The 20121-nt window shown below is 43.8% G+C and carries 20 protein-coding genes; 10 read left to right on the forward strand and 10 right to left on the reverse strand.

What is annotated here, in order from left to right:
• Positions 1–259 precede the first annotated feature (259 nt).
• The gene (gene malK, locus R7Q11_RS04775; protein ID WP_005375271.1) at positions 260–1378 is read right to left on the reverse strand and encodes a maltose/maltodextrin ABC transporter ATP-binding protein MalK; all 1119 of its coding nucleotides are present in this window, start codon (positions 1376–1378) and stop codon (positions 260–262) included.
• A 672-nt stretch (positions 1379–2050) separates the two neighbouring features.
• Between malK and malE the strand changes: the two genes are divergently transcribed.
• The 3 genes from malE to malG all read left to right on the forward strand — a co-directional run bounded on the left by malE (position 2051) and on the right by malG (position 5786).
• Entirely contained in the window at positions 2051–3229 is a 1179-nt protein-coding gene (gene malE / locus R7Q11_RS04780; protein ID WP_005375272.1) for a maltose/maltodextrin ABC transporter substrate-binding protein MalE, read from the forward strand.
• A gap of 79 nt (positions 3230–3308) precedes the next feature.
• Positions 3309–4883, forward strand: a complete 1575-nt coding sequence (gene malF / locus R7Q11_RS04785) for a maltose ABC transporter permease MalF (protein ID WP_005375273.1) — start codon at positions 3309–3311, stop codon at positions 4881–4883.
• A gap of 12 nt (positions 4884–4895) precedes the next feature.
• On the forward strand, positions 4896–5786 hold the full coding sequence (gene malG / locus R7Q11_RS04790) for a maltose ABC transporter permease MalG (RefSeq protein WP_005375275.1): 891 nt from the start codon (positions 4896–4898) through the stop codon (positions 5784–5786).
• 367 nt (positions 5787–6153) lie between these two features.
• On the opposite strand, the gene R7Q11_RS04795 is transcribed toward malG, so the two are convergent.
• From R7Q11_RS04795 to R7Q11_RS04805, 3 genes are all read right to left on the reverse strand, one after another.
• Positions 6154–6399: a hypothetical protein gene (locus tag R7Q11_RS04795; protein WP_005375277.1), complete on the reverse strand. Its 246-nt coding sequence runs from the start codon at positions 6397–6399 to the stop codon at positions 6154–6156.
• 171 nt (positions 6400–6570) lie between these two features.
• Positions 6571–7056, reverse strand: coding sequence for an acyl-CoA thioesterase (locus R7Q11_RS04800; RefSeq protein WP_005375279.1), 486 nt, complete (start codon positions 7054–7056; stop codon positions 6571–6573).
• Positions 7057–7201: 145 nt separating this feature from the next.
• Positions 7202–8107: a DMT family transporter gene (locus R7Q11_RS04805; protein WP_047101784.1), complete on the reverse strand. Its 906-nt coding sequence runs from the start codon at positions 8105–8107 to the stop codon at positions 7202–7204.
• 98 nt (positions 8108–8205) lie between these two features.
• Between R7Q11_RS04805 and R7Q11_RS04810 the strand changes: the two genes are divergently transcribed.
• Complete coding sequence (locus R7Q11_RS04810; protein ID WP_005385013.1) at positions 8206–8994, forward strand: AraC family transcriptional regulator; 789 nt, start codon at positions 8206–8208, stop codon at positions 8992–8994.
• Here R7Q11_RS04810 and R7Q11_RS04815 read toward each other — a convergent pair.
• The gene (locus R7Q11_RS04815; protein WP_225466236.1) at positions 8989–9906 is read right to left on the reverse strand and encodes a M14 family metallocarboxypeptidase; all 918 of its coding nucleotides are present in this window, start codon (positions 9904–9906) and stop codon (positions 8989–8991) included. The genes R7Q11_RS04810 and R7Q11_RS04815 overlap by 6 nt on opposite strands.
• A gap of 172 nt (positions 9907–10078) precedes the next feature.
• Here R7Q11_RS04815 and R7Q11_RS04820 point away from each other — a divergent pair, with 172 nt between their 5' ends.
• Positions 10079–10984, forward strand: a complete 906-nt coding sequence (locus R7Q11_RS04820; RefSeq protein ID WP_225466237.1) for a DUF808 domain-containing protein — start codon at positions 10079–10081, stop codon at positions 10982–10984.
• Between the two features lie 95 nt (positions 10985–11079).
• Here R7Q11_RS04820 and pyrC read toward each other — a convergent pair whose 3' ends face one another.
• Positions 11080–12108 carry a dihydroorotase gene (pyrC, locus tag R7Q11_RS04825; protein WP_064369668.1) on the reverse strand — a complete coding sequence of 343 codons (1029 nt, stop codon included), beginning with the start codon at positions 12106–12108 and terminating at the stop codon, positions 11080–11082.
• 155 nt (positions 12109–12263) lie between these two features.
• Positions 12264–12428 (reverse strand): YqaE/Pmp3 family membrane protein, encoded by a 165-nt coding sequence (locus tag R7Q11_RS04830; protein ID WP_005375297.1) that lies wholly within the window; start codon positions 12426–12428, stop codon positions 12264–12266.
• 267 nt (positions 12429–12695) lie between these two features.
• Here R7Q11_RS04830 and R7Q11_RS04835 point away from each other — a divergent pair, with 267 nt between their 5' ends.
• Positions 12696–14513 (forward strand): hybrid-cluster NAD(P)-dependent oxidoreductase, encoded by a 1818-nt coding sequence (locus tag R7Q11_RS04835; protein WP_191116400.1) that lies wholly within the window; start codon positions 12696–12698, stop codon positions 14511–14513.
• Positions 14514–14613: 100 nt separating this feature from the next.
• On the opposite strand, the gene nadE is transcribed toward R7Q11_RS04835, so the two are convergent.
• The gene (gene nadE / locus R7Q11_RS04840; protein WP_005375299.1) at positions 14614–15444 is read right to left on the reverse strand and encodes an ammonia-dependent NAD(+) synthetase; all 831 of its coding nucleotides are present in this window, start codon (positions 15442–15444) and stop codon (positions 14614–14616) included.
• A gap of 178 nt (positions 15445–15622) precedes the next feature.
• Between nadE and R7Q11_RS04845 the strand changes: the two genes are divergently transcribed.
• Positions 15623–16156, forward strand: coding sequence for a nicotinate-nicotinamide nucleotide adenylyltransferase (locus R7Q11_RS04845; RefSeq protein ID WP_042521568.1), 534 nt, complete (start codon positions 15623–15625; stop codon positions 16154–16156).
• A 14-nt stretch (positions 16157–16170) separates the two neighbouring features.
• The gene (locus R7Q11_RS04850) at positions 16171–16653 is read left to right on the forward strand and encodes a hypothetical protein (protein WP_017635276.1); all 483 of its coding nucleotides are present in this window, start codon (positions 16171–16173) and stop codon (positions 16651–16653) included.
• 127 nt (positions 16654–16780) lie between these two features.
• On the opposite strand, the gene R7Q11_RS04855 is transcribed toward R7Q11_RS04850, so the two are convergent.
• Positions 16781–17389, reverse strand: a complete 609-nt coding sequence (locus R7Q11_RS04855; RefSeq protein ID WP_005375302.1) for a hypothetical protein — start codon at positions 17387–17389, stop codon at positions 16781–16783.
• 191 nt (positions 17390–17580) lie between these two features.
• On the opposite strand from R7Q11_RS04855, the gene R7Q11_RS04860 reads away from it, so the two are divergent.
• Positions 17581–18690, forward strand: a complete 1110-nt coding sequence (locus tag R7Q11_RS04860) for a 1-acyl-sn-glycerol-3-phosphate acyltransferase (protein WP_203345615.1) — start codon at positions 17581–17583, stop codon at positions 18688–18690.
• Positions 18691–18764: 74 nt separating this feature from the next.
• Here R7Q11_RS04860 and R7Q11_RS04865 read toward each other — a convergent pair whose 3' ends face one another.
• The gene (locus tag R7Q11_RS04865) at positions 18765–19364 is read right to left on the reverse strand and encodes a hypothetical protein (RefSeq protein WP_005375305.1); all 600 of its coding nucleotides are present in this window, start codon (positions 19362–19364) and stop codon (positions 18765–18767) included.
• Positions 19365–19683: 319 nt separating this feature from the next.
• Between R7Q11_RS04865 and R7Q11_RS04870 the strand changes: the two genes are divergently transcribed.
• Positions 19684–19956: a YnjH family protein gene (locus R7Q11_RS04870; protein WP_005375306.1), complete on the forward strand. Its 273-nt coding sequence runs from the start codon at positions 19684–19686 to the stop codon at positions 19954–19956.
• Positions 19957–20121: the final 165 nt, after the last annotated feature.

Genomic DNA, 20121 nt, shown 5'->3' on the forward strand with positions numbered 1-20121 from the left:
AGGTAAGTGGAAATAAGAATGATATTTAGCCCTTTGGCTAAGTTTGGCGGGTTAGGAAAAAGCTGGTACTTACTTATGAGGGATGAGGAAAAGTATTAAAAATGAAGTATCAGTACAAAGACAATGGTTTATGTGAGGGTAGAAGAAACGGGTGATTTGATTCGTTCACGATTAATGATTTAGTATCGAATTGCTGATATTTATTAAGATAAAAAAATCCCTCTCAAGTGAGAGGGATTTTTGAGTAAGGACGAATGAACTATTCGACTTCTACGCCGTTTTCTTTGTATAGGCGGCGGCATGCGCGACCATCACTGTGGAACAGGTGACAACGATGAGCTGGAATACCGATCTCGATTTTATCGCCAGTGTCGACTGCAAGCGTGTCCGGCTGACGGAAAATAACGTCGGCGTCCGCGCCTTCTAGATTTAGGTATACTTGAGTTTCGTTACCTAGCTTCTCAACAATCATCACTTCACCGTGAATACTTGCATCAGCTTCAGAAGCGGATAATAGGTGCTCAGGGCGAATGCCTAAAGACATTCGGTCGCCGCGGTTAACTGTTGTACCATCCACTGGAATCCAGAAAGATACGCCGTTAGATAGTTGAACTTTGACGCGCTCTGCTTCTACTTCATCAATGAACACGCTCATGAAGTTCATTTTCGGAGAACCGATAAAGCCAGCTACAAAGCGGTTTTGTGGGTAATGGTAAAGCTCAAGCGGCTTACCAACTTGCGATACATAACCGCCGTCTAGTACAACGATTTTATCTGCCATTGTCATCGCTTCTACCTGATCGTGCGTTACGTAGATCATGGTACAACCAAGTTGGCGTTGTAGCTTAGTAATTTGTGCACGCATGTTTACACGCAGTGCCGCATCCAAGTTTGATAGTGGCTCGTCTAGAAGGAATACATTTGGCTGCGATACCAATGTTCGGCCAATCGCCACACGTTGACGCTGTCCACCAGAAAGTGCTTTTGGTTGGCGCTCAAGCAAGTGGCCTAGTTGTAGGATTTCTGCTGCTTGTTCAACACGCTTGTCGATTTCTGCTTTGTCTGCTTTTGCTAGTTTCAAGCCAAATGACATGTTGTCATATAAGTTAAGGTGCGGGTAAAGAGCGTAAGACTGGAATACCATACCAACACCACGTTTGGATGGTTCGACGTCATTCATGCGCTGGTCACCAATATACAAATCACCTGAAGTAATGTCTTCAAGACCGGCAATACAACGTAAAAGGGTAGATTTACCACAACCTGATGGACCTACGAAAACAACAAATTCACCTTCGTTGATTGTTAGGTCTACGTTCTTAGAAATCAGTACGTCGCCATACGCTTTACAAACATTTTTTAACGTGACACTCGCCATGTAGCTCGTCCTCGATCAATTTTTTATTATTCACCGCTCATCATTATATGAATTATCTAGCGAGCAGTAACAGTAGGAATCGGTAAGTTCTTGCGGTTGGTAAGAAAAGTAGGGTAGCACTTCAATAAAATGTCCTGAATAGAAGTGCTACCCATCATAGCCAAGTACGAGTTTCTCTCCCCCACATTATTCGTATTGTCTCCCCCGTGAAATAATTACCACAAACAACACTAATAATGACATTCCACTCGTCTGGCAATGCAAAACCAGCAAATCTTTTTCCTAATACGTAGGCACTGCTGGGAAAGGGTTCTTACCATCCACTCTTGGATGACTGCAGTTTCTAAGATTGTGCGTAGTGCGACATCCTCCTAATAGAAATAATTGTAGGGGGAGTAGAAAGGGAGGAGTAAAAAAGGAGGAGGAAGAAAGCAGTTGGTCGGAAATCACATTATTGCACCACCTAAAGTTGAAACCGATCACAGGAACTATCCATTTTGTGATTTGAGTCTCTTACCCTTGGCGATTTAGATCACGAAAATACGTCATAATTGTAAGGGCGTAGGGATTAGGAGGATGAGACATATTGGATTATTTCAGATGATATATGTCGAAATACGGCTGAACCTCAATGGACTAGCCCTACATCAAAAATATAAAAAGGATACGAACATGAAAAAGTTAAGCGCTGTAGCACTAGGTACTCTTGTTGCTTTGGGTTCTTTTGGTGCTAATGCTGCCATCGAAGAAGGACAACTTACTATCTGGATCAACGGTGATAAAGGCTACAACGGCCTTGCTGAAGTTGGTAAGAAATTTGAAGAAGACACAGGCATTAAAGTGACTGTGGCTCACCCAGATGGCCTTCAAGACAAATTCCCTCAAACTGCAGCGACTGGCGACGGTCCTGATATCGTATTCTGGGCTCACGACCGTTTCGGTGGTTACGCAGAAGCTGGCCTGCTAGCAGAAATTAAACCTTCTAAGAATATTCAAGAAGGTATCGTTGATTTCGCTTGGGATGCAGTACGTTACGACGGCAAATTGATCGGCTATCCAGTTGCGGTTGAGTCTCTATCTCTAATCTACAACAAAGACCTAGTTCCAAACCCACCAAAGTCTTGGGAAGAGGTTGCAGCATTAGATGCAAAACTTAAAAAAGACGGCAAGTCTGCAATCATGTGGAACCTAAAAGAACCGTACTTCACTTGGCCACTAATGGCGGCTGATGGCGGCTACGCGTTCAAATACACTTCTGAAGGTTACGATGTTAAAGACGCTGGTATCGCGAAAGAAGGCGTTAAAGACGCAATGAGCTTCGTAAAAGGCTTAGTTGATAAAGGCGTAATCTCTGCGGATATGGATTACTCCGTGTCTGAGTCTGCGTTCAACCAAGGCAAAACAGCGATGACGATTAACGGTCCATGGTCTTGGGGCAACATTGAGAAGTCTGGCGTTAACTACGGCGTGACTACGCTACCTAAGTTCCAAGGTCAATCTTCTAAGCCATTCGTTGGTGTTCTAACGGCTGGTATCAGCACTGCGTCTCCAAACAAAGACCTAGCAGTTGAGTTCATTGAGAACTACCTACTAACAAACGATGGCCTACGTATGGTTAACAACGATAAGCCTCTAGGTGCGGTAGCACTTAACTCGTTCCAACGTGAGCTTGATTCAGATACTCGTATCGCAGCAACAATGGACAATGCGATGAACGGCGAAATCATGCCAAATATCCCTCAAATGAACGCATTCTGGGGTGCGGCTAAGAACGCAATCATCAACGTAGTTGACGGTCGTCAAACTGTCGATGCAGCTCTTGCAGATGCAGAAAAACAAATGACTAAATAATTAAGTAAGACCTTTTTAAGGAGGAGGCAACTCCTCCTTACTTTTCTATATTTATTCTATATTCGCTAGCAGGTTCCCTATGCAGTCAGTTCAAGGTACAAATGCTATGACAGCACCAGAAGCCAGCCTTCCGAGCAGCAAAAAAGTGTTCATGAAATGGTCACTTTTAGGCACAGTCGGCATCATCAATGGCTACGCAACAATCCTTATGTATTCTCGCGGTGAGATTGCGTTTGCACTACTTACGCTCATTCTTACCGCTTTAGCGTTGTTCATCTTTGGTAGCAAAAAGACGTACGCACACCGTTACATCTACCCTGGTATAGCAGGGATGATCCTTTTCATTCTTTTTCCTTTGGCGTACACCATAGGTTTGGCGTTTACCAACTATAGCGCGAAGAACCAACTCTCTTTTGATCGCGCTCAGAACGTACTTTTGGACCGAACTTACCAAAGTGGTGATAGCTACCCGTTCACTTTGTATAAAACGGAGCAAGGCCATCAACTTGTGGTTGAAAAAGATGGTGAGCTACTTGCAAGCCCGACTTTTCAGCTTGATAACCTTTCAGCATCGGAGTTTGATCTTTCACCAATTGAAGAAGTGACGGGTGAAAAAGAATCAATCAAGGCGATTGTTAAGAACCGCAGTGCGTTGAGCAGTGTCGATTTACATTTGCCAAGCGGTGATGATATCCGTATGAGTGGGCTGCGCAAATTTGCTGCAGTTGTGCCTTTGTACACATTACAAGAAGATGGTGAAACGCTTTACAACAACCGGACTGAAGAAACGCTACGTCCAAATATGGAAGTAGGTTACTACCAGCCTGTCGATGAAAACGGTCAATTTGTTGGCAGCACAGTGTCACCAGGTTTCGTGGTGAACATTGGTACCCACAACTTTGAGCGTGTTTGGAAAGATGATGGTATCAAAGAGCCGTTTATCAGTATCTTTATCTGGACCATTGTTTTCTCTGCGCTAACCGTATTGTTTACGCTTGTTATTGGTCTTGTCCTTGCCAGTGTGGTTCAGTGGGAAGCACTTAAAGGTCGCTCAGTTTACCGTTTGTTGCTAATCCTGCCTTATGCAGTTCCGGCGTTTATTTCTATCTTGATCTTTAAAGGTTTGTTTAACCAAAGCTTTGGTGAGATCAACATGTTGTTGGAAGGCTTATTCGGCATTAGCCCGGCTTGGTTCTCTGACCCGTTCATGGCGAAAACCATGATCTTAATTGTGAACACTTGGCTTGGTTTCCCTTACATGATGATTTTGTGTATGGGCTTACTAAAAGCGATTCCAGACGATTTATATGAAGCATCAGCAATTGATGGTGCGAACTTTGTCACGAACTTCACACGTATCACACTACCAATGATGTTGAAGCCGTTAACACCATTGTTGATCGCGAGTTTTGCATTTAACTTCAACAACTTCGTACTTATCCAGTTGTTGACTGGCGGTGGTCCAAACATGATTGGTACATCAGAGCCTGCGGGTTACACCGACCTGCTAGTAAGTTACACCTACCGAATCGCATTCGAAGGTGCTGGTGGTCAAGACTTCGGTCTAGCAAGTGCAGTAGCAACGCTTATCTTCCTATTGGTTGGCGCATTGGCACTTATCAACCTACGCGTAACTAAAGTAGCTCAGGACTAAGGAGAAATTACAATGGCAATGGTACAAGGTAAGTCATTAAAGTATCGTGTTTGGGCTACTCATATTGCAATGTGGGCATTCTTGGCACTGATTATTTTCCCTTTACTGATGATCATCGCGATTTCATTCCGTGAAGGTAACTTTGCAACGGGTAGCCTGATCCCAGACAACCCAACACTTGATCACTGGAAATTGGCATTAGGTTTCTCGGTGACTAATCCAGACGGTACAGTTACACCGCCACCATTCCCAGTAATGACATGGTTGTGGAACTCGGTAAAAGTGGGTGGTATTTCTGCAATCCTAATCGTGGCGCTATCAACCACATCGGCTTACGCGTTTGCTCGTATGAAGTTCAAAGGTAAGAACACCATTCTTAAAGCGATGATGATCTTCCAGATGTTCCCTGCGGTGTTGGCACTGGTTGCTCTGTACGCGTTGTTCGACAAACTGGGTCAGTACATTCCTTTCCTTGGTCTGAACACGCATGGCGGTCTGATCTTCGCTTACTTAGGCGGTATCGCACTGCACGTTTGGACCATTAAAGGCTACTTCGAAAGTATTGACTCGTCTCTAGAAGAAGCAGCGGCTCTTGATGGTGCTACACCATGGCAAGCATTCCGTTTGGTATTGCTGCCACTGTCTGTGCCAATCCTAGCGGTAGTCTTCATATTGTCGTTCATCATGGTAATTGGTGAAGTTCCTGTAGCGTCACTACTGCTTTCTGATGTAGACTCGTACACACTTGCAGTGGGTATGCAGCAATACCTATATCCACAAAACTACTTGTGGGGTGACTTTGCCGCAGCTGCTGTACTTTCAGCAGTGCCAATCACTGCCGTATTCTTACTTGCGCAGCGCTGGTTGGTTGGTGGTCTAACCGCTGGCGGTGTAAAAGGATAATCTCTTGTGGTCTGAGATTGATAAGAATAACTAGAAAAGGGCGACCACATGGTCGCCCTTATACTTAGCACGGATATTACAATTTTGGTTTGGCCGCCGATCAGTAATATCTTGGCTTTTATTGGCGTTACGCATAGCTGGCTGTTAGCTTAGTTCCTTACGATTCAATCACTAACAGTTTTTGTAACCATAACCTGAGTTTAGACTCAGGTTTTTTTATGCCTGTTAAAGGCAATTTTGCAATAAGTAGATAGAGATTAGCGGCTTTGCAATGGATTACACAGGGCTTGAATAATGCCCTGCGTAGCACTTCACATAAATAACTAGAGCTTAGTAAAAAGCTAAATTGAGGTAGGGAAGGAAGAGATTAAAACTCTCGGCTGGAAGGTGCGCATCCAACGTATTGAAGCAGCGTGTACAAACTTTCTTGCTGCAGTGCGACGCGACGAAATAGATTAGCAAAGGTAACGTCACCGCCAAAGCAAGTTTGAATGTAATGATTAATTTCTGTTTCGTTATACCCCTCGACGTACATGGTTCTCACCCACTGGTACTCGACCGCTTTTAAATTGGTCAACGTCTCTTCACTTAAGGTCGTTTCTTTTAGTCTCAAGATCCAAACTCTATCCAACTCTAAAATAATGGATGGATTTAAGCAAAGCTAGGTGAAGGATTTATGACAGAGAAGGGCGAGCGTGAAACAAATGGCAAAACCATGATGTTGCTCCACACTCTGGGTCTGGGTAACGTTGAGGTACTTAATAGCGTTCTTAACGGATGCCAGTTACTTGAGATATTTAACGTGTGCTTCCATTTCTTCCCCAATCTCTTTACGCATGTTCATAAGACGGATAGCGGATTGCTCTAAGGCTTTGTCTTCATCTGACTCTGGAATCCATTTCGGTACATCGGTTGGTTTTCCGTTTTCATCTACAGCAACCATGATAACGATACAGTGAGTGGTGAGTCTGTTTTTCATTTGCTTTGGATCACTAGCTTGCACGTCAATCGCAATGTGCATTGAGCTTCGTCCGGTATAAATGACTTTCGCGCTAACTTCGACTAAGTTGCCGACATGAATCGGAGCAACAAACCGAATGCCGCCAGCATATGCGGTAATGCAATATTTACCACTCCACGCTGCAGAACAGGCGTACGCTGCCAAGTCGATCCATTTCATTACGGCGCCGCCGTGCACTTTTCCGCCAAAATTTACGTCGCTGGGTTCTGCTAAAAAGCGAAGGGTAATGTCTCTTTGACCACTGCTCATCTGTCTTTCCTTGATGGGTTATTGTTTTCCCAATTTAGCAGCAAGATGAATTTTCGGGAATAGCGAATGAAACAAAATATTAACTTTTATTCGAACGCTGGAAGTGACAAGCCACAGCGTAGTTCTGTGGCTTGAGGTGTAGATGTTAATTGGCGGTAGAGGCAATCTCAGAATTGGACAATAGTTTTCTCTGTCTTACTTTTATTTGCGACAGGATAACGCCAGAGATGACTAACAACCCACCAATAATATGGTAAGCGTAAATTTTCTCACCAATTAGTGTTGAAGCAAGTATGACGGAAACCACAGGCATTAGGTTCATGAACATAGCACTTGAATCAGCACCAATTGAATCAATCGCTTTGACCCACATCAGCGGCGCGAAAATGGAAGCAGCAATACCAGCATAAGCGATTAATGGTAGCGCGTCTTGGCTTGGTAACAGTTGCTCACTAGAGAGCCAAAGTGGTGTGAGCATCAAAACAGAAAAGAAGCCCTGCATGTAAACCAGAGTCAAACTACTGAATGGCATTTTCCAGCGTTTTAGCAGAACACAATAAGCCGCGTATACCATGGCAGCAACGAGCATTAAGCTGTCACCTTGCGTTAAGTCTTGATGTAAAAAGTAAGTGATATCACCGTGACCAAGCATAAATGCCAAGCCGCCGAGCGAAATGACACCACCGACGATACTTAACATTGATATAGATTTACCGAGCAATGGGACACTTAAAAACACACTGATCAAAGGAACTAAAGAGGTGATCAGGGCCATATTAGAGGCCGTTGTTGTTAAACCGGCATAGTATCCAAGTGACTGGTTGAGAACCATACCAAGTAACGCAAGAAACGCCAACTTAGCTAAGTAAGGTCGAATAATGTGTCGTTGTTTGATGATTGCAGGCAGGCAAAATGGCGTTAGGAGTACCATTGCGACAAACCAACGGTAGAAACTCATCGCACTTGGTTCAATGGCGCTCGCAGCCATCTTGTTCACAATTGAGTTACCACCCCAAATCATAACGGTGAAAAACGGAAGTAAATAAATCATGAGAACCCTATAGCACAATTATTGATGGCGCTAGTCTGGCAGGTCTTTATAATAAAAAGTATCTCTTAAAAGACATCGTAAGCGATAGGAAGACAATTTTGAAAAAGAGCGCCAGAAATCTTCACCCCTCCTTATCAATCGATCGTGCGCCATCAGATGTATTTATGAATTTCGAAGCGTTTCTCTCTAATACAGAAACACGAATTCATAGCCACCCTTGGGGGCAAGTGCAACTGATCAGCGGTGGGATTCTGGAGATGGATGCAGAAGACACAAGATTTCTAGCACCTCCACATCTTGCTATTTGGGTTCCCGCCGGAATTCGTCACACTAGCTACAACCGTAAGCCAATCGAATATTGTTCTTTGAATATTGCCCCTGAATTGACGGCGCATTTTCCAACTAAAACGAGCTTGATCAAAGTGACTCCAATCGTGTCATCTATTATTGAGGACTTTCGTCAGCGAGACATTAATGTGGCGCAAACTGATGAAGACAAGCGCTTGGTACAAGTGTTATTGGACCAGCTTGCAAAGCAAGAAGTCGAACATCACTTTTTACCGACTACCGACAATAAGTATCTTGAACCGATTTTAAAAGCAGTAGAAGAATCGCCGACGGATGAGATCAGTTTGGCGGAGTGGGCGGCAAAAGTGCATACCACAGAACGCACGTTAGCGAGACATTGCCAGAGTGAGTTGGGCATGAGCTTTACTGAGTGGCGCTTACGTGTGCGATATTTACATTCTATGGAGTTGCTGCGTAAAGGGCAGACTGTGAAAGAAGTCGCTCTGACGTTAGGTTATAACCAAGCTAGCCCTTTTATCGCGATGTTCAAGAAATACTCCGGCATGACACCGGAGCAATACAAGAATCGATTGTTATAGCTGAGCGATTATGTAATTCAAACCACCAACTACGGCTGCAACCTGTGCATCGTTGCATTCTTCGTCGGTCACCGTTGGGCTGTCTGGGTACACTTCCGTTGTCGTGCCGTAAACGCAATTTGTTACGCCGCCACACAGGCCCAGTTTTACCATTGGGTAGTTGATAACGCCAAACTGTACGACGGGTGAACCAATGATTTCGCCGTTTTCATCTGCTGGTGCAATGTGAGTCACTTTTGCAACTGACTCAATGACCGCTTTTTGGAAGTCAGGCTGAGGGTTTTCACTATCTCCCACCGTGTAAAAGCCATCTGGGATCATACCTTCAATGTACTCAATACCATCACGAGCAGCTAAGGCTGGACGGAACTCAGTTTCGTCAGAATCTGTCGTTTCATGTAGATCAATGTGCATTAACACATCGCCTAAAGTTGCAGCGAGCTTCATGAGGTTAGCGGATTCTTCGACAGGACTATCCTTATAGAAAGAGCGGTTTGGATCAATCGCGTTTGGATTCCAGCGGTTGATCACCTCGTAACCCCAAGGGCTTACGCAGGGGGCAACGACAATATTGAAATGCTCTGCATAGCGCTCTGCTTCCGTTTCTACAAACTTTAATGCGCCATGTACACCGCTGGTTTCGTAACCGTGCACGCCGCCTGTGACCAACACAACAGGTTTAGTTGAATCCCAATTGCGTGTTTTGATACAAAACAGAGGGAAGCGTGCCTCGTTGTATGAGAGCGCACCATATTGTTCAACATCAAAATGCCCGCGTAGGGCATCGATTTTACTGACGACTTCATCTTGGTAGCTACGTTTTACTTCTTGCGTTGCTAACCAAGCTTTACGTTCTTCTTCGGTCCAAGGTTGGCCAGGAGTACCGATCGGGTAAATGTATCCACTTTTCATCTATACTTTTTCTTTTGACTGCTGAAAGGTATCACAAGACTAGACCTGTCTTATCTTTACGGCAATATAAAACACCATTTGGGGTGGTACTCTTTGCAAAATCATCACTTTGATGAGTGATTCATTGGTGTTACATTTTGTTACTTACTCAATTTCATATAAGAGACAAAAAATGGCTGGAGCAAGTTTACTCACACTGTTGGATGATATTGCCACGGTGCTTGATGATGTCGCCTTAATGTCAAAAATGGCGGCAAAGAAAACCGCAGGTGTGTTGGGAGATGATCTAGCGTTAAACGCTCAGCAAGTTTCTGGTGTTGCATCTGAGCGAGAGATTCCAGTAGTTTGGGCGGTTGCAAAAGGCTCATTCAAAAATAAATTGATTTTAGTTCCTTCAGCTTTGCTTATTAGCGCGATTATTCCATGGCTTATCATGCCATTATTGCTAATTGGCGGCTTATTTCTCTGCTTTGAAGGGGCAGAGAAAGTACTTGAGAAAGTGTTTCCTCACTCGCATCCGCACGAAGAAGAAGATGAGCTAGTTAATACTGGCGAGTCGATAGAAGAGTATGAAAAGCGTAAAGTTTCTGGTGCGATTCGGACAGACTTTATCCTTTCAGCAGAAATCATCGTGATTGCGTTAGGTACCGTGACAGGAGCCAGTCTTGTTACGCAAATTTTAGTTGTCAGTTTAATTGCAGTGATTATGACGGTTGGAGTTTATGGACTAGTCGCTGGGATTGTGAAGCTAGATGATTTAGGCCTTTACCTTGAAAGTCGCTCAAACGGTAAAGGTTGGGTGGCGAAAGTCGGAGGGGCCTTGGTCGCTTTTGCACCAAAGTTGATGAAGTTGTTAACCATTGTAGGAACTGCTGCGATGTTTTTGGTGGGTGGAGGAATTGTGGTGCACAACGTGCCAGCCATTCATCACTTTGTAGAGCCGATTATTATGAACTTTAGTGGTCATTCGGTTGCTACAGCCATTTTGCCTATTTTATTGAACGGTATTATCGGCTTTGTGGCGGGGTTGGTTGTGGTTGCGGTATGGGCGGTGGTTGAAAAGCTTCGTGGTCAATAATCACATCTAAAACATGAGACGATAATAACAAGGGTCATGACTTCTTTTTACAAAAAGCATGACCCTGTTTTATAGGTGAAATGTCAGTAAAGTACTTACTTCACTTTCCACTCGATCTGTTCATTTGCTCGAATAGGCACAACGATATCATTGCCAAATGGCATCGTTTCTGGCACATCCCAAGCGGATTTTTCTAACGTTACCGTATCTGTGTTACGTGCAATGCCGTAAAAATCAGGACCGTTGAAGCTTGCGAAAGCTTCCAAGTTTTCCAACTTGTCTTCTTTTTCGAAGACTTCTGCATAAAGCTCTAGCGCTGCGTGTGCAGTGTAAGAACCAGCACAACCGCAAGCCGATTCTTTTGCCCCTTTCGCATGTGGCGCTGAGTCTGTACCTAGGAAAAACTTCTTGCTACCACTAGTTGCTGCTTCGATCAGCGCTTGCTGGTGGGTTCCGCGCTTAAGAATTGGCAAACAGTAGAAATGAGGTTTAATACCACCCACAAGCATGTGGTTACGGTTGAAAAGAAGGTGGTGGGCAGTGATGGTAGCCGCTACGTTGTCTGAGGCGTTGTTAACGAAGTTTGCTGCGTCGGCGGTGGTGATATGTTCTAGAACGATTTTAAGATTAGGGAAGTCATTGACGATAGGAGCGAGGACAGTATCAAGGAATTCTTTCTCTCGGTCGAAGATATCAACATCGTGATGTGTTACTTCGCCATGAACCAGAAGTAACATTCCGACTTCTTCCATCGCTTCTAAAACGTGATAAATGTTCTTCGCATTGGTCACACCGGAATCTGAGTTTGTGGTAGCGCCTGCAGGATAAAGCTTGGCAGCAACAATGTTTCCGGTGGCTTTAGCCTTACGTATTTCGTCTGGTGTCGTGTTATCTGTAAGGTAAAGCGCCATTAAAGGCTCAAACTGTTCGCCATGTTGCTCTTTAATAATTCGGTCACGGTAGGCTAGGGCGAGCTCAGTTGTAGTAACAGGTGGGACGGTATTTGGCATAATCAGCGCACGGCCATTGTAGCGGCTGATGTCGCGAACGGTGTCTTTAAGAACTTCCCCATCGCGTAAGTGAACGTGCCAGTCGTCAGGACGAGTGATAGTCAGTGTTGTCATTAATTGCTCCCACCATTGAAAAGTTGTCTGATTGGAGCCTAAGCGCAGTATTTGCTTTTGAGCAAACGCTTGCGCTTAGGCGACAGGATGATAGAGGAATTGCCCTCATATTTCATCCCATTTTTCAATTTTATAAAGAGTGAGAGTGTAAGTGGTTACTTCATTGTTAACCAAAGCGCGTGGATCGTACCTGGTAGAAAGAAGAAACACGTCAATATTAGATTAATCAAAAAGTCTTTATTTAGACCTTTCTCCATAAACACCGCGACAGGCGGAAGAAAGATACATAACAAAATCAGAACCAGTTTTCTTGTATCCATAATTAAGCTCCAAATCGATAAATGGGAGTAGTGATAACTTGGGTGAATTATGTGTGTCGTATCACACTTTATCAAACGGTATTTGGTCAGAACGGTGTTAAAAAACGCGAATGTTGAGTGTAGTAAATACTTGTCACTAAAACCAAATTTATAAGAATATGGTTTCGAGAAAGTTGCGATGGATGAAGAGGCAGTAGACTCTGCAACTTAATGTGATTTGAGTATACAATACCGCAACAAATAAAAAACACCCGTAGGAAGAAGGCCATGTCGCAACCCGTTTTATCCCAAATTAATGTTTTTCCGGTTAAGTCAGTTGGCGGATTATCGCTGTCGTCCGTATGGGTTGAGAAGCAAGGATTGAGCTTCGATCGTCGCTTTATGATTGCGAAAGCTGATGGCTCGATGATCACTGCGCGAAAGTATCCGCAAATGGTAACCATTAAGTCTGCCTTATTGTCCGATGGAGTGGTGTTTAGTAGTTTGGGTATGGAGCCACTTAAAATCCGTTACCAAGATTTCAAAATGCAGGAGACACCTGCAACGGTTTGGAAAGATACATTTACTGCCTATACCACGACAGATGATGCAGATGACTGGTTTAGTCGTGTTTTGGGGCAGCGCGTTGAGTTGTTATTTAGTGGTGAGCAATCGAATCGTGTCCGTGAAAAGCTAGGTCAAAACGTCAGTTTTGCTGATGGTTATCCGGTTTTAGTGATCAGCCAAGCTTCACTTGATGAGCTGAATCGAAGAAGTTCAGAGCTGCACTCAATGGATCAGTTTCGTACTAACTTAGTTGTCTCTGATACTAAGCCATTTGAAGAAGATTCATGGAAGCGCATACGAATCGGTGAGGTAGAGTTTGAGTCTCTCAAACCTTGCGAGCGCTGTATCCTGACTACGGTGAATACCCAAAGAGGCACATTCCGTGAGAGCAAAGAGCCGCTCAAAACCTTGCAACAGTTCCGTGCAAACGATGTCGGTGGTGTGTTCTTTGGCCAGAATCTTGTCGCGCGAAATGAAGGCATTATTCGTCAAGGCGATAAAGTTGAAGTATTGGAGTACAAAGAGCCGGAGTTTTACGCAGATAACTCGCCAGTGCGCATGAAGCTTACATGTGTTGAGCGTGAAGAAATTGCCCAAGACTTTGTGACCTTATGGTTAGAGCCAAACAAAGGTTCGTTGCCTAATTACTTGCCAGGACAACACCTGCCAATAGAGGTGAATATTGATAGTAAGAAAGTGGGTCGACGCTATACCTTATCATCCAGTCCTTCTCGTCCGGGTCGTTATGCTATTTCTGTAAAGCGTATCGCGGGCGGAAGAGTCTCTAACTCACTCTTAGACAACTTACAAGTCGGTGATGTTTTAGAGGCAGAACAACCTGACGGTCAGTTCCACCTTAAAACGCATGAAGCGCAGCCTCTGCTGTTACTCTCTGCGGGTAGCGGAGTAACACCAATGTTATCAATGGTGCGTTACTTAGCGGATCATAATCAGTTGGAGAACGTGGTTTTCTACCATCAATGTCGGACCGAAAATGATATTCCTTGTCGCTCAGAGTTGGAGCAGTTAAAGCGTGAGCACCCAGGGCTAGAAGTAAAAGTCTGTTTAACGCAGCCTGCCGTTGATTGGTTTGGGTTAAAAGGGCGTTTAAGTTTGTCACACATTAAGCAAATCAAAGATGTTGAACAGCGCCAAGTGTTTGTGTGTGGTCCTGATGGTTTTATGGAGAAAGCGAAAAATCTCCTGCTAAGAAAAGGGCTGCCAGAAGAAAACTACCATCAAGAAGCGTTTGGAGTTTCTTCTCTTACGTCAAAGCCAGAGAAAAGTCTCGCTATTGACTTTAATGGAACTAAAGTCGTAGGCAACAACCAAAAAACGTTGTTAGATCAGCTCGAGGATGCTGGGAAGGTTGTTAGCAATAGCTGTCGTGCTGGCTTATGCGGCGCGTGTAAGGTTCAGCTTACGTCGGGTCAAGTACATCATCCGAACGTGCCCGCGTTGACTGATGAGGAACGTGCAATGGGAACCGTATTGGCGTGTTGTGCTGTGCCAGAGACGGACGTAACAGTAACCAACTAGGCGAGAACGTCTTTGTCCTTCGACAAAAACTGTTCCTAGACAAAAAAACGCTGCTATTTTTAGCAGCGTTTTGAGTTTTAAAGAGAGCTGAAAATATCGCTTAGTCGTAAATCGTCGGGATTGGCTGGCGTTTGTGCTGCGTTGCTTTGTAAATCGCTACCAGACGGTCACTTACTTGCTGTGGAACGGGTTTGCCCTCTAAGAAATCGTCGATTTGCTCGTAAGTTAAGCTTAGGGCATCTTCATCTGCTTTTTGTGGAGCAAGCTCTTCTAAGTCTGCTGTTGGCACTTTCTTCACTAGTTGCTCAGGTGCACCCAATGTAGCAGCCACTTCACGAACTTGGCGTTTACTTAATCCGAACAATGGTGCCATGTCACAAGCGCCATCACCAAATTTAGTGTAGAAACCAGTGATGTTTTCTGCTGAGTGATCAGTACCAAGAACAAGGCCGCCTACGTAGCCCGCGATCTCGTATTGAGCAACCATGCGAGCACGCGCTTTTACATTGCCTTTTACGAAGTCGACTTTTGCTGCATCAGTTGGTAGAAGGTCTGTGCCTTCTAATGCAACGTGAGAAGCCGAATGAAGCCCGTCAACACCTGCTTTGATGTTCACCGATACAGAATGGGTTGGCTGGATAAAAGACAGAGCGAGCTGAGCCTCATCTTCATCTTTTTGCTCCCCGTAAGGCAGACGAACTGCGATAAATTGGTAGCTATTGTTGCCCGCTTCTTCGTTTAGTTGGTCTACAGCCAACTGAGCTAAACGACCACATGTCGTTGAGTCAACGCCACCGCTGATGCCAAGAACAAGAGACTTACAGCCCGCTTCTTGCAATTTACGCTTAATAAAAGCGACACGGCGTTCAATTTCAAAATGCGGATCAATTGAAGGGAGTACGCGCATTTCGTCACGGATGGATTGTTCCATTTAGGGTTCCTTTTCCTGCAAATATTTCAGACTCTAAAGCACATTTGCTCAAATGGTGATAAACCATACAGTTGAGGCTCATTAAACGCGACTTTAGGGTCAAAAGCTGTAAAGATTAGTAGTATCATACCGAAATCATCAGATTAGAAAACTCTCTTCAACCAGGTAATCACCGGATATGAAAAAAATCGCCATTTTTGGTAGTGCATTTAACCCACCTAGTTTAGGGCATAAAAGTGTTATTGAGTCTTTGAGCCACTTTGATCTCGTGCTACTTGAGCCAAGCATTGCACATGCTTGGGGCAAGAACATGCTTGATTACCCAACTCGGTGCAAAATGGTTGATGTGTTCATCAAGGATATGGGGCTTTCTAATGTTCAGCGTTCTGATGCGGAGCAAGCTTTATACCAACCTGGACAAAGTGTGACGACCTATGCGTTGTTAGAAAAAATTCAAGAAATCTACCCATCTGCCGATATAACTTTTGTCATTGGTCCTGATAATTTCTTCAAATTTGCTAAATTTAGTAGAGCTGAAGAGATTACGGAACGTTGGACTGTTATGGCATGTCCTGAAAAAGTAAAAGTCAGAAGCACAGATATTCGCAAAGCATTGGCCGAGGGTGAAGAGATCGGCGCCTATACAACACCTTCCGTAAGTGATTTATTACTTAGTAAAGGCTTATACAGAGAAACATTGTCTGGGAACTGAGAGGTCAGATTTTCATGGTCAGAGTCGTTTTATTTAGTGCATGTGCGCTGCTTGTGGTGACACAAGCTCATTCCGCGTGTAACTATTTTTCTGATCGTTCCGTGGTGTTTGAAGATAACACGCTTCCAATCTGTGAAGAAATTTTAGATTCCATCGGCGTGTTAAGTACTGAAGCATTGATTTGGTATGCAGCGGAAGCGAAGCTTGAAGGACCAACAGAAAACTATTGGGAGGAGTGGGCGATTAAGCCGGAAGACACCCCACTTCTAACTCAAAACTTAGAAAAGAATTACTTTGGTCTTGGTTTTTGGATGCCGGAAGAGCTCCGAGACGAAGAGAGTAAAATGGATACAGAAGAGTGGCTTCGTAGTCACGGGTTGATGTTCAGCGTCGGTTTTGGTGATAAATCAGACGGACAGCCAAGAATGCGGTTTGATTATCGTTGGCACGAATATTATGACGCTGACTGGATGATGCAGATAGAAGTACCTTTCTAGACATCTCAAGCAAATGAAAAAAGGGCGTACATTATCAATGTACGCCCTTTTTGTTTTTACTTGAATCTCTACTTTCTGTATCCGTAACTCTACGTAATGCTGAAAACGTAGCTTGTTAAAGAGCAAGTTATAGCGCTTCTCCAAAGACTAAAAAGCAAAGCTGTTCATATTCTTCGGTGTTACCAGCAAAAAGAGAGTCAACAATTTGCTCTTCCTTCTTCCCCGACAGTTTCATTTTTCTTGCTTCACGTAGTGTTAGTACCAAGCAAAGCTCTTTAGAAATATTCATGTCACAGCCAGGAGTCCATTGATTGATGGTTCTCGTTAACGTTGAGTGCGCTAGTTTAGGAGACAGCGTCAATACTTCATGTCTTACTACTGTCAGTAGATCGGTTTGCAGATCCGAGCGTTCGGCAGTTGTTGCTAGCTTCTCGACGAGCGCTTTTAGTAGCGGTGAAGGCTTCACAAAGCCCGCCTGTTGTGAGAAGTCGTCATTTAAACGCACAGAAAAATCACAACGATATACACGAGAATTAGGTAAAAAGGTGAGGGAGCTCAAACATCCTTGAGGAATCCAAAAATATTGGCCTGGTTCAATGGCATACTCCTGCTTACCCAATTTAATGACGGCTAACCCTTCGATGACAGACAGTAGACTGTGCTTCAATGCTTTTTTACGCGCAGCTACATCAAGAAAGGGGTATTTAGCGTCGTGAAATTCAATTGCGTAGTTCATTATGAGTACCAGTGTTTTTTGGCGCTAAGGGTAACGTTAAACCCATACGATTCCAACCTGCAGAGAGAATTTTTTAGCATGATAAATGGTGGCTTAACTGGTATGACCATGTTAAAAGTATGGGTTGAAATGCTGCTTGTCAGCAAAACTATGCGTAAAATGTGCCAGCTTTTTTTGATATGTAATGAACAATGACAGCCAATACCGATCCTTATATTGAAATTCGTCCTTACAACGACGAAGAAATTCCAGCAGCGCTGGATCGTCTAATCCAAGATGATGAATTTATCACTGCTATCCTAGAACATCGCTTTGCTAATAAAGCAGCGTGGTTCAAAACGCTAATGAGCCCGATCCTGCGAATCTACCTGAAAGCCAAGTGGAGCAAGCTTGATTCTGTCGAAGCAATTCAGATTGAAGTGAAGAAGTATCTGAAAGATACATTGAATAAGACAACGGATGGCGTCACTTTTTCTGGTTTGGATAAGCTGGATAAAAACACGTCATACCTATTCGTTTCTAACCACCGTGATATTGCGATGGACCCTGCGCTCGTAAATTATGGCTTGTACCAAAGTGGGCACCGTACAGTTCGTATAGCGATTGGCGATAACCTGCTGAAGAAGCCATGTGCGACAGAATTGATGCGACTCAATAAGAGCTTCATCGTTAAGCGCTCTGCTAAAGCGCCTAGAGAAATGATGAAAGCATTGGGACAACTGTCAAGCTATATCAAACATTCGCTTGATACTGGCAATTCAATTTGGATTGCCCAAAAGGAAGGTCGTGCTAAAGATGGAAACGACTTTACTGATCCTGCGATTTTAAAAATGTTCCATGTTGAAGGTCGTAAACAAAAAATCAGTTTTGGTGAGTACACGCGTTCTTTGAAAATCGTTCCTGTCTCGATTGCCTATGAAAATGATCCATGTGACATTGCCAAAGCAAAAGAGCTGTACGAAAAAGCAGAAAATGGCCGCTATGAAAAAGGCGAATTTGAAGATATCGAAAGTATCATTCAAGGTATCGTTGGTTATAAAGGCCGTGTACATGTTGCGTTTGGTGATGTGATTGAGCAAGAGTTTGAAACGCCGGAATCTCTTGCTGCTGAAATCGACCGCCAAATTCACAACAACTACAAGTTGTACCCAATCAACTTGTTAGCTGCTGGGCATGAAGATTCGAGCATCATTACGGAAGCGGTTAAGCGTCATCTCGCGGATAAGTTGGATCAGCTACCTGAAGGCGCAAGACCTTATTTGGTGGCGAGCTATGCTAATCCTGTGAATAACCAAGAGTAACCTTCGTCACTGAACTCTGTTGATTCAGAATGCCTTAAAGCCTCGGTCTGCCGGGGCTTTTGTTTATCTGCTCATTAAGGTGCGACGGCGCCGCCAAGGGTTAAATTGCTGGGCCATTTGGTGATCCTGTTACCACCTAAATAGATATTCCCTTTCACCGTCATTGTGTCTGGAAATACTTTCAGCGCTGATCCTCCAATATAAAGATTACCATCAACCACCAATCCTTCAGGAAGATCAGAAATGGGAGTGCGAATAACACTTAGATCACCTTTTACTCGAAGTTTAGCTGGAAGCGCTTTTAGCGGTGTATCTGTCAGATTTAGGTAACCGCCTAGTTTGATGCCTTTAGGCCAGTTTTCGATCTTACTACCTAGTAGGTTTGCATAGCCTTTTATCTTTGTTCCTGAGCGAATAACTTTGAGTGCGCTGTTAGTTGCTTCCAGACTGCCTTCAACATCAAGCCCTTTGGGCAAGGTTTTGATAGGGGTTTGTGAGATGTTTAAGTTGCCCTTTACCACTAGGCCAGAGGGTAGTTGGGTGTAAGGCTTGTTTCTAAGATCAAGATTGCCGTAATTATCGATGTGACCAAACTTAGAATAGTAATCTAGCTCATATGCCAAAGGAGACGAGCAGAGCAGGATTGAAGTAAGGCATAGGGAAACAAAACGCATAGTCAAAGAGTTAGTTAAATACCGAGATCAACAGGTGCTTATCTTATACTTAAATAAACCTATTATGCATTTTTTGCTCACAGTTTTTGATTCATAACTTAAATATTCAAATTAGAGATGCACGCTAAAAGTGTGCGCTTCTTTACTGCGCTAAGTAACTTCAAGCTTACTAAAATGAGATAAATTAAATGATTGAATGTGAAGCAGACCCAAGTGTAGAGGTGAGAAAAATATCAGTAGATATTTGAATAATATGAGATTCTTCCAAGAACTTCACAAGGGTCCTTGTTAGTATTATTGAGGTTTGAGGGAGATTTTCATGAAGTTAAAAAGTGTATCTATTTTTACCGCTGGTGTTTTTGCAGTACTGCTGTCGGGTTCCGTTTTTGCTAAATCATACAGTACACCAGAAAACAAAGCGCTAATAGTTGCTGACGGTAAGGTAGGTCAGCGTATCTGTTACTACGATGATAAAGCCTACACCACAGGGGCCGTGATTAATGTTGAAGGCGTATTACTGATGTGTACCGCTGAGAACGATTTTGAAACCAATGGCTCGTTAAAGTGGGTCGTGTTCAAAAAAGATAAATAAACGCGCCGAAGTTGTCTGTTTCATTTAGAGCGGTTTAAGATTAAGAGATTGGAAAAATAAAAAGCGAGCATCATGCTCGCTTTTTTCATTTTCAGCCCTAAACCACCTACTTCAGTAGGTGGTTATCATCCGTTTCGGCTTTGCCTGTAAAACTACTCATGCTAA

This window comes from Vibrio sp. 970 (assembly GCF_033339075.1).